This window comes from Paenibacillus thalictri, from assembly GCF_004307995.1.
In the GTDB taxonomy this organism is placed as follows: Bacteria; Bacillota; Bacilli; order Paenibacillales; family NBRC-103111; genus Paenibacillus_AF; species Paenibacillus_AF thalictri.
This window is the reverse complement of record NZ_SIRE01000030.1, coordinates 48,156-64,231: the sequence shown is the minus strand read 5'-3', so window position 1 is coordinate 64,231 and position 16,076 is coordinate 48,156. Positions and strand designations below refer to the sequence as shown.

General features: G+C 51.7%; 13 protein-coding genes. 1 reads left to right on the top strand and 12 read right to left on the bottom strand.

Features of this window, described 5'->3' with window-relative positions; translation table 11 throughout:
• Positions 1-43: 43 nt before the first annotated feature.
• The 8 genes from EYB31_RS32620 to ggt form a co-directional block, all read right to left on the bottom strand.
• Positions 44-907, bottom strand: coding sequence for an ABC transporter permease (locus EYB31_RS32620; RefSeq protein ID WP_170318290.1), 864 nt, complete (start codon positions 905-907; stop codon positions 44-46).
• A gap of 50 nt (positions 908-957) precedes the next feature.
• Entirely contained in the window at positions 958-1,752 is a 795-nt protein-coding gene (locus EYB31_RS32615) for an ABC transporter ATP-binding protein (protein ID WP_420819491.1), read from the bottom strand.
• A gap of 276 nt (positions 1,753-2,028) precedes the next feature.
• Positions 2,029-3,099, bottom strand: coding sequence for an ABC transporter substrate-binding protein (locus EYB31_RS32610; RefSeq protein ID WP_131017689.1), 1,071 nt, complete (start codon positions 3,097-3,099; stop codon positions 2,029-2,031).
• Positions 3,100-3,188: 89 nt separating this feature from the next.
• Positions 3,189-4,493, bottom strand: coding sequence for an amidohydrolase family protein (locus EYB31_RS32605; protein WP_240763123.1), 1,305 nt, complete (start codon positions 4,491-4,493; stop codon positions 3,189-3,191).
• A gap of 59 nt (positions 4,494-4,552) precedes the next feature.
• Positions 4,553-5,878, bottom strand: coding sequence for an FAD-binding oxidoreductase (locus tag EYB31_RS32600; protein ID WP_131017687.1), 1,326 nt, complete (start codon positions 5,876-5,878; stop codon positions 4,553-4,555).
• Positions 5,879-5,926: 48 nt separating this feature from the next.
• Positions 5,927-6,751 (bottom strand): creatininase family protein, encoded by an 825-nt coding sequence (locus EYB31_RS32595; protein ID WP_131017686.1) that lies wholly within the window; start codon positions 6,749-6,751, stop codon positions 5,927-5,929.
• 49 nt (positions 6,752-6,800) lie between these two features.
• Positions 6,801-8,495 carry a CocE/NonD family hydrolase gene (locus EYB31_RS32590; protein WP_240763122.1) on the bottom strand — a complete coding sequence of 565 codons (1,695 nt, stop codon included), beginning with the start codon at positions 8,493-8,495 and terminating at the stop codon, positions 6,801-6,803.
• A gap of 413 nt (positions 8,496-8,908) precedes the next feature.
• On the bottom strand, positions 8,909-10,501 hold the full coding sequence (gene ggt, locus EYB31_RS32585; RefSeq protein ID WP_131017685.1) for a gamma-glutamyltransferase: 1,593 nt from the start codon (positions 10,499-10,501) through the stop codon (positions 8,909-8,911).
• A 220-nt stretch (positions 10,502-10,721) separates the two neighbouring features.
• Between ggt and EYB31_RS32580 the strand changes: the two genes are divergently transcribed.
• Complete coding sequence (locus tag EYB31_RS32580) at positions 10,722-11,204, top strand: chromate efflux transcriptional regulator ChrS (RefSeq protein WP_240763121.1); 483 nt, start codon at positions 10,722-10,724, stop codon at positions 11,202-11,204.
• A 164-nt stretch (positions 11,205-11,368) separates the two neighbouring features.
• Here EYB31_RS32580 and EYB31_RS32575 read toward each other — a convergent pair whose 3' ends face one another.
• The 4 genes from EYB31_RS32575 to EYB31_RS32560 all read right to left on the bottom strand — a co-directional run bounded on the left by EYB31_RS32575 (position 11,369) and on the right by EYB31_RS32560 (position 15,816).
• Positions 11,369-12,136 carry a C40 family peptidase gene (locus EYB31_RS32575; protein ID WP_131017684.1) on the bottom strand — a complete coding sequence of 256 codons (768 nt, stop codon included), beginning with the start codon at positions 12,134-12,136 and terminating at the stop codon, positions 11,369-11,371.
• A gap of 249 nt (positions 12,137-12,385) precedes the next feature.
• On the bottom strand, positions 12,386-13,915 hold the full coding sequence (locus tag EYB31_RS32570) for an extracellular solute-binding protein (RefSeq protein ID WP_131017683.1): 1,530 nt from the start codon (positions 13,913-13,915) through the stop codon (positions 12,386-12,388).
• A 130-nt stretch (positions 13,916-14,045) separates the two neighbouring features.
• Positions 14,046-14,921 carry a carbohydrate ABC transporter permease gene (locus EYB31_RS32565; protein WP_131017682.1) on the bottom strand — a complete coding sequence of 292 codons (876 nt, stop codon included), beginning with the start codon at positions 14,919-14,921 and terminating at the stop codon, positions 14,046-14,048.
• A gap of 1 nt (position 14,922) precedes the next feature.
• Entirely contained in the window at positions 14,923-15,816 is an 894-nt protein-coding gene (locus tag EYB31_RS32560) for an ABC transporter permease (RefSeq protein ID WP_240763131.1), read from the bottom strand.
• Positions 15,817-16,076: the final 260 nt, after the last annotated feature.

The window sequence follows — 16,076 nt, the reverse complement described above, 5'->3', positions numbered from 1 at the left end:
GCCGCTCCCCTCCTTGTTCATCCGCAGCCGAACTCCGGTTTTTTTAGTTTCTAATTTCCGAATCGTGCCACGAGCTGAGCATCCGTTTGGAGATCGCGTTGACGATCAGGAAAAAGCCGATACCAAGTAAAGAAGCGGACAATCCGCAAGCGAACAAATACGGAGTTTGCAGCCTGACCGCGGCAACGGTGATCGCATAACCGAGGCCGCCCTTGCCGCCGCCGATACCGGCGATGTATTCGCCGACAATGGCGCCGACGATCGACAGCGAGCAGGAAATTTTAACGCCGGCCAAAATATAAGGAAGCGCGGCGGGTATCCGCAGTTTCCACATCGTTTGCCATTTCGTCGCATTGTAGAGGTAAAACAAATTTTTCATATTTTGCTCGGTGGAATTCAGTCCGATCAGCGTATTCGACAAAATCGGGAAAAAGCTGATCAGGAATGCGATAATGACGATCGCGTTAAGACCGGCTCCAAACCAGATGACAATAATCGGAGCGACCGCGACAATCGGAATCGTCTGCATAATGATCGCGTAAGGGTATACGCTGCGTTCCACCAGCTTGGACAAGGCCAGCAGAATGGCAAATGTAATCCCCAACACGATACTTACGGCAAGACCGATAATGGCTTCCATAATCGTGGTGCTGACCGAAACCAACAGATTGTGCCCGTTTTCCAACGCCCCCGATAAAATATCGCTAGGTTTCGGGAGCAGGTAAGGCGGTATCGCGAATAACCGGACCAACCCCTCCCATAATCCGACAAATAACACCAATACGATAAATGGAGGACCTACCGCATTAAGCAGCTTCCAGATCGGAAGCTTGCTGATCGGTTTAACGGCAGGCGCCTCCGTACTTATCGTTTGCGGCCCAGTAAGATACGTTTCTTCCGTCGCCATATTCATTCTCCTCTCCGGCCTTCAATTTAAGTAGATGGTCAATCCGTTCGTTAATGCTTCAAGCAGCCCGATACCAAGCCGACATATTCTCCAAAATCATTGCTCGAACGAAATGCATCGCCGCGCGGAAATGGAGCTTCGATCGGAATTACGTCCGAGATTTTGCCGGGTCTTGGCGTCATCACAACCACACGGGTCGATAAAAATACGGCTTCGAACACGTTATGCGTAATAAACAGCACGGTCATCGTTTTTTCTTTGCTCCAGATGTTTAACAATTCGTCCTGCAGCGTTTGCCGGGTAATTTCATCCAAAGCGCCAAAGGGCTCATCCATCAGCAGCAGCTTCGGTCTGGATATAAGCGCCCGCGCAATCGATACACGCATCTTCATGCCGCCGGAAAGCTGGCGGGGCAAAGATTTGATATAATCCTTCAGGCCAACGAGCTCCAGCACCCGCTCCCCTTCTGCGTAACGCTGTTTCTTCGAAACTCCTCTGAGGCTGAGCGGCAACGTGACGTTTTCGATCAGATTGGTCCACGGAAGAAGCGTATGCTCTTGAAACACAAAAGCCGTTTCGTTATGTTTGCGCGCTTGCTTCGGCGTTGTGCCAAGCACGGACATTTGCCCGTGGGTCGGTCCCGTAAGTCCGGTAATCATGTTAAAAATAGTCGACTTGCCGCATCCGGACGGACCAACAAAGCTGAGAAACTCGCCTTCGCCGGCTTTCAGATTGGCGTTCTGCACCGCCACGGTTCCGTTCGGATATACCTTTCCGACATTGTTCAGTTCAACCAGCAATTGCGTTCCGGTCATATCATGGCTTGTTATCTCCTCTACACGCATGGCCATGCGCTTCACCTCCGATTGAATTGGGAATTGCGGCGCTGGGAATCAATACGACGAAAGTGATATGTGAATATTTATTCATTGCTGAGGTTATTGCGGGAAAAGGATGGCATTCCACCGCCAATGAAAACCGTGTTTTTCTTGAATTTAGCTTATGGTAAAAACACGGTTTTCAAAGCGGGCATAGACTTTCCATGCCATTCCCTTTCCCTCCACGCCCTGTATGAATAAATACTCACAACAGGCAAATCGTCGGACCGGCTCCAAGCGGACTTACTTCTTAGGGATAAACTCGGTCGTAAATGCCTTGCTGACGTCTTGCGGAGCTTTCAGCAGCCCCAGGTCGACGAGTTGTTTGTTCATCTCTTCCCAACGTTCCTTGGTCATATAACCGACGCCGTTTTTCTCGGCATCCGAACCGAAGACAAGCGGCTGGAGCGTTTTGGCGCTGTATTCCATCACATCTTCCGGATTGTCCGGGTTCTCCTTTTTAATAATCGGATTGATTTCTTGCCAGTGATCCTTGTAGTAGTTCCAGCCCTTGATGGTAGCTTCGACAAACGCCTTCACTTGATCCGGGTGCTCCTTCAGGAACGTTTCCGTCGTATACATCAGGTTTGCGTATGGTGCAAACCCGAAATCGGCGTTCAGCAGGGATTCGGTTTCGACGCCTTTCTTCTGAAGCACGTAAGGCTCGGAAGTAATGTAGCTTTGTACGGCGGAAGCAGGGTCGCTTAAGAACATGCTCAAATCGCCGGTATATTTTAACTCGGTCGCTTTATCGAGTTTGTAGGCCTTTTTAAAATATTCCCAGAACGAGACGCCGCTGCCGACAATCACTTTATGTCCGTTCAGATCGGCGATGCTTTTGATGTTTTGCCCCTTGTGAACCAGCATCGCTTGTGGGCTTTTTTGGAAGACGGTCATGACGGCTACAATCGGAATGCCCCGCTCGCGGGCGAGCAGCACCTCGTCCGACGAGCCCATGCCGAACTGCGCTTTGCCGGAGCCGACGATTTGCGTAGCGGAGACTCCGGGACCGCCGGGTTGGATCGTCATGTCCAGGCCCGCCTCCTTGTAAAAACCTTTAGCCAGCGCCGTATAATTGCCGCCATGCTCCGGTTGGGCGAACCAGTTGGTCACTTGCGTTACTTTGACAAGCGGCTTCTCCGCGGGCGCGGGCGATGCGCCGCCTGCTCCTGCCGGGGCCGGGGCAGGCGCGGATGCGGACGGCGTGCTGGATGAGCAGCCCGAGAGCAAAGCGGCACCTGCTATAACGGCGGCAAGCACGCAGCTTGCGGTTTTGAAAGAAACAGACTTTTTAAGGTTGAACGTGTTCAGCATAAGGTTTCCTCCACCCTTTAATTTGTCTCTATATGATTTCAAACTGCCTAACTTCAACGCGATCTTGTCTATAAGCCTTTTCCTTGATCTTAAGCTTCCGGAGCGTTCCATCGGTGTAATGCCGAAACGCTCACCCAGCGGCCATGCACGGCTACCCAGCGGGAAGGGGATTCTTGAATAAACAGTTGGGCCGCATGTTGCGCATCCACGATGACAAAGTTGGCCTTAGCCCCTTCTTCGGTGCCATATTGCGCAAGTCCCATCAGCGCGGCGGGGATTTCGGTAATCATCCGCAGCAGTGTGTGCATATCGTCCGCTGCGCCCATATGGGCCGCGTACGCCGTCAGCAAGCCGATCTGCACCAAGTCCCCGCGCCCGAACGGGTGAAACGGGTCCTGAATATTGTCGGAGGCTGCCGCAACCGGAACCCCTGCGGCCAGCAACTCCTTCACCCTCGTTACGCCCCTGCGGAAAGGACCGGTATCGTCCCTGCCCTGGAGATACATGTTGGCCGCCGGTAAAGTGACCGCTCCGACGCCGGCTTCCGCCATCATTCCGATAATCTCCGCCGCTTCGCCCGGCGGCATCGCAGCCAGCGAGCACAAGTGGCCGGCGGTCACCTTGCCGCCGAAGCCGTATTCCGCCGTCAGCTTCGCCATCGTGACGACCGTGCGGCGAGCCGGATCGTCGCTTTCGTCGGCATGCAGGTCGATCGGCTTGCCGTACCGGCCCGCCAGCTCGAACACTTGAGCAATCTGCCGCTCCGGCGTTTCGCCAAGATGCGGCGCCCCACCCAAGCCATCCATGCCCAGCTTCATCAGCTCCGCCGCCGCCGCAAGCTCCTGATCTCCCATCTGTCCCCGCGGCAGCATCGGGAACAACTGCACCTGCACCTTGCCTTTCAGCTCCTCACGGGCTTCCAGCGCCGCTTCCATCGTGCGAAAAGCAATTTCTTTACCGTAGGCGAGATGAAAATCGAGATGCGTCCGGATATACGTCGTCCCGTGGGACAACGCGGCAAGCGCGGTGGTCTTGATTCTTTCCTTGATCTCCGCTTTCGTGAACTGCGGCGCCATCCCCCCGTAGTTCTGAATCGCCTCCAGCAGCGTGCCCGAGCGGTTTCCTACCTTGGCGATGGAATGCGCCTTATCCAGATGCATATGCATATCGGCAAAACCCGGCAGCAGCATTCTGCCCTCCAAATCGATGACCACCGGTTCCGCTCCGCCGGTAAAATCCGCTTCCGTCAGCTTCACCGTACGTTTCGGCGCCGGCTCGGCGGCCGCTTCCGCTTGTTCGCCGATATACGTCCAGACGCCTTTTGACGCTTTCAGCTCATACCGCTTGGTCGGGCTCTTCAGCGGCAGCGCCGCGTTGATGAAATGCAGCTCCATCGGGGCGTCCTCCTTTGTTCCAACCATACACGCATAGTTTGTATTTTACTTGTGCCTGTTTATTGCGCTTGAAGCCTGATTTTACCGGGATTCAGCAGGTTCCGCGGGTCGTTGCTCATCTTGCTGAGCCGCATCGCATCCGCCCGCCCTTTCCCGCCGTCATCCAGCAGCCATGTATGTGGATTTGAAACCGGCACGCCGGTCGCTTCGAAAAATTGAATGATTTCGTTCAGTCTCTCTTCAGTCGTGAACCGGATAATCGGGATCGATCCCGGCGCAATGCGCCCGCGAGCTTTCATCCATTCCAGATGAATGATCACTTCATCGCCGAATTTCTCCTTGATCGTGTTGATTTGTTCCATATATTCCGTCCCGGAAAAGCTGGCTTGAATATAAGTGATGGTCGGATCGCTTTTCAGTCCCCATAAGGTCGTGTGATTCCACGTAAAGTCGGAGAGACTGACGCCCTTCTTATACGAAGCGGCTTCGATCGTGTGACCGAGACGGCCTCCGAAAGGTTCGGCCAAACCGTTCAGCGCCGGGATCGTACCGTCGACGGTTTCCAGCAGCACCGCCGCCGCATCCTTCTCCAGCACTTTTTTCAGCGGAGTAAAATAAGCGGGAATCGGCCATTCCATCACACTGACAAGACGCTTGAGCACCGAGTCATCCTTGGAGACCGCTTCGGCAAATCGCGCCGCCTGCTCCAGCGTATCGAAGTGATATACCGTCTGCAGCCAGTCTTGACGGGGAGCCAGCGGTATTTTCAGCTCGGTGACGACCCCGGTCGTGCCGTAATTATGAATGTAGCGGGCCAATTCCTCGCCGGATATGACAAGCTTCCGCGGCTGATCTTCCAATGTGTACACCGTCGCTTCGAGCACATTGCCGTCCCACAAGGTGCCCCACGTAATCGAACCGATGCCCCCCGAGCCGCCGCAGACAAACCCTCCGGCAGTAGCTACCATATAGGTGCTCGGATAAATCCGCAGCTCCTGGCCTTGCGCCCGCGCCGTCTTTTCGATCGTCCCCAGCTTGACTCCGGCTTGCACGCGGGCGTAGCCGTCGCCGATTTCAAGTATCGTGTCGAGTCCGCTTAAATCAAGCACAATGCCCTTCTCCAGCGGAACCGCCTGCCCGTAATTCCCGGTCCCCGCCCCACGCGCCGTGACCGGCACATTATTTTTATAGGCAAAAGCAAGCACGGCTCTGACATCCTCTTCGCTTTTGACAGCCGCTATGCCGTCGGCCACCTTGTCCTTGAGCTTGCGGTCAAGCACCGGAGAGTACCAGAAATAATCTTTGGACAGCTTTTCCCTCTCGGCTTCCGATGTAATAAAACGCTCACCGATCAACGATTCCATTTCCCCAAGCCATGTGCTCATCCGGGCCACTCTCCTTTTATCCGATTGAACTTACGCCTAAAATGCCGTTTATTTATATGCCTTTTCCAGTTCTTGTCTGATGCTGCGAAGATCAAAGCCGGCGATTTCCATCAGCCCTTGGGCGATCAGCTTGCCTCCGGCCTCCAGCATGCCTTTGCCTTTTTCCTCCGACGCCAGCTTGGCGTTGCCCGACGTGCCGGATGCGGACAAATCATCAATCACCCAGGCGAATGCTTTCTTTTTAAGATCCAGATATGGCGAGGCCGGAAAATGCGGAATTTCATCCGATGCAACGTCCAGGTGCACCCAATGCTTCACAGCCGCAAGCACCAGCGACGTTTCCACCGCCCCGCCATGAATGTCGGTGCGAATTTCCTCCGGATCAAAAAACGCCTGCGCCTGACCCAAACCGCCGGGATCAAGCCGGTATACCTCAAGCCCGGTTTCGACGCGAATTTCGCGTCCCATCATATTCAGCAGATCGGCGTTGCCGCCGTGCGTGTTGGTCAGCACCAGCTTGCGGAACCCGCTTATCTTCAAGCTGCGCGCTATATCGAGCAGTACGCTCATCAATGTCGTCGCAGACAGCGATACTGTGCCGAAGTGCCCGAGATGCTCATTGCTTTTGCCGTACGGCAGCGGCGGCAGCAGCCAGATCGGCGCATCATCCGGCAAATATTCAAACGCATAAGTCATATAGCTTTCGCCGATCAGCGTATCGGTGAACACCGGCAAATGCGGACCATGCTGCTCCATCGCCCCGACCGGAAGCACGACGACCGCCTGATCTTTGGGAATCGCCTCAACTTCCTTTTTGCTCAACCGCGGTAAAAAATGCCGGTCCCACGCTTTTCCTTGATATCGTCCCATCATGATATATCACTCTTCCCTTTTCATTTTTCATATTGCTATGTGCAAACCATCATTGACCGGTGCATAAAATCGGAAGTTCCAGAACCGAAGGCATCTCCGGCATACTTTTCACAGCGACTGTCGCAATATTCAGACTTTTGTTTCCGACCTTGTGAATGTCCGCTGACGATATCCCATTCGGATGCCGCACAAAAAGCGGAAATGCACTGCCGGTTAGCTCCAATCGAAGGGCGCTGCCCGGTTGAATCTGCACGCCCAGCGACAGCAGCTCCATCTCGATCGTCGCCCAGCCCTCCGTTTCGTCGGTCTCGTGTACTTCCGCTCTGCCGATCGAAAGCATCCGCGAGGATCCGTCCGGCCCGACTTCGCTTAGAATCGCGACGAGATCAGTGGCACCCGATACCGTCTGAACTTGAACCCGCAGCTTGGGGCTGCCAAACATGCTGACCGGCTGCTCGAAGATTTCGCTTGTATAATGGAGGATTTCATATCTGTCCTGAACCCCTCTGCGATCAAATGGCAAATACGATTCGAGCGGCATCGGCAATCTGGCGTCGTAGACGAACACATCCACGATGTCGTCGGGTTCGCTTACGCCTTCCGGCCGCAAGCGCCCGCCGCCTGAAGCTCCGTTGGCCGGCACCCCCGTGCCGCCGAGCACATATCGGCAGGCCGCATCGCCCGCTCCTTGGAAGGGGGAACCTTCTTCCAGCTTGTTCCAACGGCGGCTTCCGAGCTCAAAGTAAGTGATTTTCGGTTCAGCCAGCCATTCGGTCTCACGTTTGCCCTTAAGCCAATAGTCGAACCATTGAATGTGCAGCCGATGAACGTTTCCGTCGCTCTCCGGCCCGTGGTCGACGCCTCCGGTGTGACGTCCCCATGGAATGTGGCTCCAAGGGCCGATCATCAGCCGGTCATACCGGCCGGGAATCTGGCGCAGCGTCTCGTAGCTTTGCAGCGTCCCTTGGACGAAACAATCGTACCACCCGCCGAGATGCAGCGCGGGAACTTTGCTATGCGTAAGCTCCGGCAGCAGGTTTCGTTCCTTCCAATATCCGTCGTATTCGGTATGGCTGCACCATTCGTAAAACTCCGGGAAATAAGAGGTCAATATCGGATGTTCATCGCCTACCGGCATTCTGAAGATCAGCTCGTCGGGCGTTTTGTTTCTGACCAGCGTACAGAAAGCTTCGGCCGCTTCGTCCCCTTTTCTCCTCGCAGTATCACGCGCTAATTGAAATGCCCAAGGCAGGTGCTCCGCAAGAGCCAAGCGGCCATGGGGGTAAAACATCCCCTGGTACAAATCCGCTCCGCACATAGCCGGAATGATCGCCTTCAAGTGCGGGGGAGCCGCTGCAGCTGCCGCCCATTGGGTAAATCCTTGGTAGGAGAATCCGTACATTCCCACCTGACCGTCCGAGCAGCTGAGGCCTGCCGCCCATTCAACCGTATCAAACCCGTCTTCTTTTTCCCGAATAAACGGCTCGAATTCCCCCTCCGATACGCCTCTGCCGCGAACATCCTGAATGATGACGACATAATCTTGCCGGGCATACCATAACGGATGAGCGTAAGTAATCGTAGAGGCGATTTTTTTGCCGTAAGGCTGGCGCATCAGCAGCACCGGATAACGTCCGGGTTTATCGGGCCGATATATATCTGCATATAAGGTAATTCCATCCCTCATGACACAAGGTTGATTTTCTTCCAGCAGCACATCTCCAAATCGTCGTACAGCGGTCAACACAGGCACCCCCTAGCATGGCAAACATCATCTGTCGATTTAAAATTAAGTCTAAAGTTTTATTTATGTTATATAAACTAACATTAAATTAGTTCTTTAAAACGATCTTATCATGCTTCCGGCAGACAACAACCGGGACATCCTAATCAATTTTCGCTGAAAACCTATCATTTCGACTGTTTTCAACTTCATCTCCACGTCAATACGAATGATTTTCTCTTTTATTTCATTCATTTCGTCCGTTAGGTTAATGTCATTATATATACCAAAAACATCGATGTCAATACATATATGTTAGATTATATAACATAAATGAAACTTTTTTCATAGCAGCGCTTTCATTAGATTTCAACAAAAAAAGAACCCTCCCGCACTAAACAGCGGACGAGCTCTTCTATTCGAATCTTCCCGGTTTACCAGCCTATTGCAGCGCCGTCGCTGCGCGGATCGGCCCCGCCTTGGAGATTGCCGTCCTCCGTCATCTTGATCGCATGCGCATGCCCCATAACACCGTCGAAGTCACCTACGACACGTACCGTATGGCCCGCTTCGGCAAGCCATTTGGCCGTACTTTCGGCAATACGCGATTCCAGCTTCAGTTCTTGAGTAGGCTCTCCCCACGTTCTCCCCCATACAAAACGCGGCTCATCAACAGCCTGCTGCGGATCCATGCCATAATCAAACATGCGGGTAAAAATCGCCGTCTGCGTCTGGGGTTGCCCTTCCCCGCCTTGTGTTCCGTATAATAAAAACGGCTTCCCCTCCCGGCAGGCCATTGCAGGCATTAGCGTATGAAACGTACGTTTGCGCGGCTTCAACGTATTGACATGATTCGGATCAAGCGAAAAAAACGAGCCGCGGTTTTGCAGCAATATTCCCGTTTCACCGGCAGCGACCCCCGAGCCGAATTCAAAATATAAACTTTGGATAAACGAGACGGCATTGCCATCCTTATCCGTTACCGCAGCGTAAGCGGTATCGCTGCCCATCGCCTGCCCCGCCGGTTCCCCTGCGGTCCGCCCGGGTTGGATCGTTTGCGCCAGTTCCGCCGCATAACGTTTGCTCAGCAGACGATCCAACGGAATCTGCGAAAATTCAGGATCGGTCAGCACTTCGTTGCGGTCGGAGAAACCCAACTTCAACGCTTCGATCAGCAGATGATAATATTCCTTGGATCCGTGCTCCACCGCGCTGAAGTCAAACCGTTCCAAGATATTAAGCGCCATCAACCCGACAAAACCTTGCGAGTTGGGCGGCATCTGAAACACGTCGCAGCCGCGGTACCCGGAAGACAGTGGGGTCACCCAATCCCCCCGATGGTCCGCAAAATCGTCGGCAGTCAGCAGTCCCCCTTGTTGCCGGAGAAAACCGGTGATCTCAGCGGCCAGCGCCCCTTTATAGAAAGCGTCCCGTCCATTCGCCGCAATTTCCCGCAGCGAGCCGGCGAGCTCCCGCTGCACAAACCGGCTGCCGGCCTTGGGCACGGCGCCTTGAGGCAGATATACGCGGGAAGTGACGGGCGATCGGCTTAACATCTCGGCATGAAGCCGCGTATTCTCATATTGATCGCAGGATAACGGAAATCCGCCGGCGGCGTAATCAATTGCAGGCTGCAGCACATCGCCAAACGGCAATCTGCCGTATTCGCCAAGAACGGCCGCCCAAGCATCCACCATCCCCGGAACCGTAACCGCGCTAAGCGGGCCGCGGGTTGGAATCGACGCCAGTCCGGCGAAAGCCTGCAAGTCGGCTTTATATCCCGAGCGGCCGCTGCCGTTGTAACCCCGGATCTCCTTTTCATCGGTGTGGTATGTCATCCAGAAGGAATCGCCGCCCATCCCCGTCATATGCGGATACACAACAGCCAGACAACTGCTGACGGCAACCGCCGCATCAAACGCATTTCCCCCTCTTTCCAATATTCGGGCGCCTGCCGCCGTAGCAAGCCGGTGCGGGCTGACAACCATTGCTTGAGTCCCTATTGCAGAACGATTTTTTTGCGCCATAGTTCCCCTTCTCTCCCCAATTAATTGTCAACTAACATAACACACATTTTCAGTATGTTTCAACTTAAAAAAATATGGTTTCGCAGCATTTTTTTATAGTTTTTTGTTGAAAAAGCATGAAAATCGCTCTATATTTATACATAAGGTTAATTTTTACCCTCGTTTATAAATCAATTGACTCTATCTCTTGATATGAAGACCCTTTGAGGAAGGTGAAATTATGAAAGAAAATATGACATTTGAGCTACCCGATACGTATATCGATGGGATGGATCGCAAAATCCTCGCCGTACTCCTTTCCAATGGCCGGATTTCCTATACTGACCTGGCGAAAGAAATCGGACTTTCGAGGGTTGCCGTACAGGCGAGAATCAATGCTTTGATCGAAGAAGGAGTTATTGAGCGGTTTACCGCTGTCATCAATCCTGACAAAATTGGCATTACCGTTTCCGCTTTTTTTAACGTTGAAGTGGAGCCTCAATATTTGCAGCAGGTGGCCGGCGCCTTATCGGACCAACCCGGCATTACAAGCTTGTATCATATGACCGGGCCCAGCAAACTGCACATGCACGGCTTATTTCAGAACAACCAGGAGATGGAGTTATTTTTGAAGGAGAAGCTGTATACGTTGCAAGGGATTATGAGCGTAGATTGCCAAGTGCTGATTACACGCTACAAGAGCCGGATGGGGATGAGACTGTAATTACTGCCCAATGGTTGCACGCGAACGATGACTGACCGCTGCGGTCCATCCTGCGGCGGTCAGAACATTGCTTTCACCCTCATTCGGCAAGCCGCTTTGCCGCAAGAAAAAGAGCCCTCCGTATTCCGGAAGGCCCCGCTTTGTCTTACGCCAAACTTAAACTATTAATAAAAACCTCTGAATAAGTTGCCGAACCAGTCATAATCATTACCGGAACCTGCTTGGTTGCCGTTATCATCACCTTGGCCCCATGTGCTGTCTCCCCAGCCGAACCCGTTTCCACCGTTATTTCCGTTGCCACTGTCATTGCTGTTTCCATTGCCATTCCCGTTGCCGGAGGAACCGTTATCGTTGCCCGATTGGCCGCTGCCGGATCCATTGTTCGAGCTACCGTTATCCGCTTGTCCATTGCTTGGGATTACACGGCGGGCCGTTACGAACGTATCGTCCCAGGTGCTTCCTTTAAAATTGGAAATCGTGACGCCAACTCCCACTTTATAAGTGTGAAGCAGCTTATCGTTGCCCATATAAATCGAGACGTGATTGATTTTGCCGTCACGGTCCGTATCGGTGAAGATCAGATCGCCAGGTTTCAATTGACTTTTGCTGACTTTGGTGCCGACTTTCGCTTGTTCGCGTGAAGATCTCGGAAGATCAATACCAAATTTGCCGTATATATATTGAGTAAATGAAGAACAATCAAATGAACGGGTTTGTCCCGATTCAGCGCCGAACTCATAACGAACGCCCAGATACTGCTTGCCTTTGGCAATAATTTTACTTGCCGTGGACGAAGTTGATGAATCCGAAACTGCTGCAGCTGCATGCACCGAGCCAGGCGCCACCAGCATGCTGCCCGAAAAAGCGATCGAAAGACTTAAAGTCACACCTACGATAGTTTTCCCTATACGATTTCTTTTTACACTGTTCATGACGTCCTCCTTGTTTTGCGTGGTTGTTTTGTTCGTCTGTAAACACCATACCACATTCAAAACATCCACGATTTACCTGAAAAGAGGCAAAGCTGGTCTCCGTCCGGCATCAGCCGCATTTATTAGAAAACGATGAGAAGTGCATAGGCAAAAAAAGCTTGACAGCAAAGAAAGCGCATTGAAAGTAAAAAAACGCGCCGCCCCCGGCTTGAAACAATCGGTGACGACACGTTGTATACATCGTTTCTATTATTTCTTCTGTGTTTTATTATAAGCTGCAGAGTATTCCTCGATCACTTTGTCTCCGCCTTTAGTTTTCCAATCGCTTACCAGCTTGTTGTAGCCGGCTTCGTCAATTTGACCCATCACGAATTTCACGCGGGCGTCCTGAGCGATTTTATCAAGCTCGGTGCCTTTTTCCGAATAAGTTTGGGAAATGAGCGGATCGGTTACGTTAGCGACAAGGAATTTTTCATTTTCTTCAAAACGCTGCTTGTACAGCTTAGTCAAAGGCGCATCGTTCGGATTGGCTACCCATGCCGGCTGGATCGCCATATACTGCAGCGGCGATACTTCATCGGCAAACGCTTTGGCGTCGGTAATCATCGGGCTGCCATTTTCCATCTTCATATGTTTGCCTTCGATACCGAACATTTGCAGCTGCACCATTTGCGGGTCAAGCATTTTGTCGAAGTAAGCGAGAATTTTCTTCAGCTCGGCTTCCGACGTTACACTGGATTTCGGGAACATGAACACGCCTTGATGACCCGGCGTCGAGTTCGTTTTTTGACCGCTTGGCCCTGTGAAGGTAGGAGCGATGTTCAGCTTGGCCGACGGCGTCAGCTTAAGCAAATCGTTGTATTTGAGCGTAATGTTATCGATCGACGTAAACATCATGCCGGCTTTGCCTTGGTTAAACGCATCATACTTTTGGGAACCTTTGACGATGGCAAAATCCTGGTTAAGCAGTTTTTCCTGGTACATCTTGCCGAACAGTTTCATAACGTCCATGTATTGCGGCGTAATGAAGTCAGGAGTCACTTTGCCGTCTTTTACGCCCCAGCCGTTAAAGCCGCCGTTAGCCGTAACCAACGTATTGATACCCGCATAAAACGGATCGTCCGCATAAGCGAAGCCGTAGGTATCGTCTTTGCCGTTTTTGTCCGGGTCCTGTGTTGTGAACGCTTTAGCGACGTTGTAGAAATCGTCCATCGTTTTCGGCATTTGCAGACCCAGGTTATCCAGCCAGTCCTGGCGGATTATCAGTCCGATCCGGCCCAACGGACGCGCTCTGTACAGTCCGTACACTTTACCGTCAAACGAAGTATTGGCAATTGCCACATCGTTAACGTATGTTTTCAAATTCGGGAAGTCTTTCAAATAAGAACCGATTTCCCAGAACGCTCCCGCTTGTGCGGCATTAACGATAAACGGTTTTTTCATGCTTTCCGCAGGTACGACAATCGCTTTCGGCAAGCTGCCGGAAGCCAAGGTCACACTGAGCTTGTCCGCATAGCTGGCGTCCGGAGACCAGATGACTTTAATGTTGGTGTTAGTGTACTCCTGAATTTTCTTGAATACGTCGTTTGTATCGGTTGCCGGCGGTTGGGCATTATAGAAAGGAACCATCATCGATATTTCCGTAGGGCCGGACGGCGCATTGCCTGCTGCGGAAGAACTGTTGTTTCCTTGGGATGCGGAACCGCAGCCTTGAATAACGACTAAAGTGGTGGCGGCCAGACATGTCAATGCGATGCCTTTGCGTAAATTGGTTTTCACTGTTACCCCTCCAAGATGTTAAGAAGAACTCGAGTCCTTCAAGGATGTACGACCGCGGTCAAGCGGAAGATGAGCTATAAAATATTTAAATATATAGTGAAGGTTAAAAGGACGCTATTGCGATTATAGCTTATCCTTTTACCGATCCTAACATAACGCCTTTGGCAAAATGCTTTTGCAGGAACGGATATACAATCATAACAGGAATCGTAGCGACAACGATAATCGCGTATTTGATCGTTCCCGGCGGGATTACCGCTTCAGAGGAAGCTGCCGAATCGGAGAAACCCCCGTTGGACAAAATGACGATTTGCCGCAGCCATACTTGAATTGGCCATTTGTCGGCATCGTTAATATAAAGCAAGGCGTGAAAGTAATTATTCCAGTGCCCTACAGCATAAAACAAGGAGAACGTAGCGATCGCCGGCATCGACAGCGGCATGATGATTTTGAGCAAAGTTTGCAGTTCGTTGCACCCGTCGATTTTGGCCGCTTCTTCAATACCGTCAGGCATTTGCTGAAAGAAGCTTTTGAGCAAAATCAGATTAAATGCGCTGATCGCCGTCGGCAGCCATAATGACCAGTATGTGTTGAGAAGTCCCAAGCTTTTGACGATCAAATAAGTCGGGATCATGCCTCCGCTGAACAACATCGTAAAGACGACAAGAAGCATCAGCTGCTTGCGGTAAAGCAGCGTTGGCCTTGAGAGCGGATACGCCATCAATGCGGTCAGCAGCACGTTGATAAACGTTCCGACAACCGTAATGAGAATACTGATCAGCAAGCTGTGGTAAATCGTTTTTGAAGCAAAAATAAACTGGTATGCCTCAAATGAAAAATGATGCGGGATGATCACAAACTTGCGCACGAGAAGTTCTTCGGACGAAACAAACGAGCCGGATAATATGAAGATAAACGGCAGCAGCATCAAAAATGAGCAGATGGATAATACAGCGATGATGACCCCATCCGCCATACGGTGAGACAATGTCTTGCTTTCCAACATATTAGTAGACCCCCTCTTCGCCGAACTTTTTGGCCAGCCAGTTGGACGAAAGCACCAGCGCCAACGCAACAACCGATTTGAACAAACCTACGGCCGCACTGTAGCTGAACTGGCCGTTCTGCATGCCCGCTGTATATACATACGTATCGAACACTTCCCCGACATCGCGGTTCCCCGGATTCAGCATCAAGAATATTTGCTCAAAGCCGGTATCCAGGAACGTGCCTAAACGCAAGATCAGCAATACGATAATGGTCGAGCGGATTGCCGGCAGCGTAATATGCCAAAGCTGTCTCCACCGTCCGGCGCCGTCCATCCGTGCGGCTTCATATAACTGCGTATCGACACCCGCCAGCGCGGCAAGAAAAATAATCGTGCCCCAACCGGTCTCTTTCCACATTACTTGTCCGGTTATCATCGTTCTGAGCCATTCGGGACTCTGCAGCACGTTTAATGTCGGCAGATGAACCGATTTGAGCATTTCATTAAATATGCCGCCTTCCGTTGTAAACAGCATATAGCTGAGGCCAACAACGACAACCCAAGAAATAAAATGCGGGATATAAATGATCGTTTGTACCGCGCGTTTGAAAAACTCGTTTTTGACCTCGTTTAAAAGAAGCGCTATCACAATGGGCAGCGGAAAGAAAAAGACCAGGTTATAGACGGCCAATACGACGGTATTGAGCAGCAGCATCCGGAAATCCGAATCAAAGAAGAAACGCGAGAAATGTTTCAGCCCTACCCACTTGCTGTGCGTAATGCCAAGAAAAGGCTGGTAGTCCTGAAATGCGATAATTGCCCCGGGCATCGGCAAATATTTGAATAAGATAAAAAAGATCAGCCCCGGAAGCAGCATAATGTAAAGCCATCGGTCTCGAACCAATTTGGCCATTTTCGATTCTGATTTAGACTTGCTTTTTATTTTTTTATGGTTTGAAACCGTGTGCAGTTTCTGCGTTGCCGTCAAACTTTCCGACATGAGCTTTACCTCCCTTTCCTCAACTTGCTCGTAGCTAAAATGTAAATCCGTACAGCCGTTGCGTCTATATCCATATTCCGACTGCATGGCCGATATAAAGTGAGAAACCCTGATGTGGCGCGGGTTTTCGTGACTTGCATACATCTTCCGAGGTCGAGATATACATAAACCGA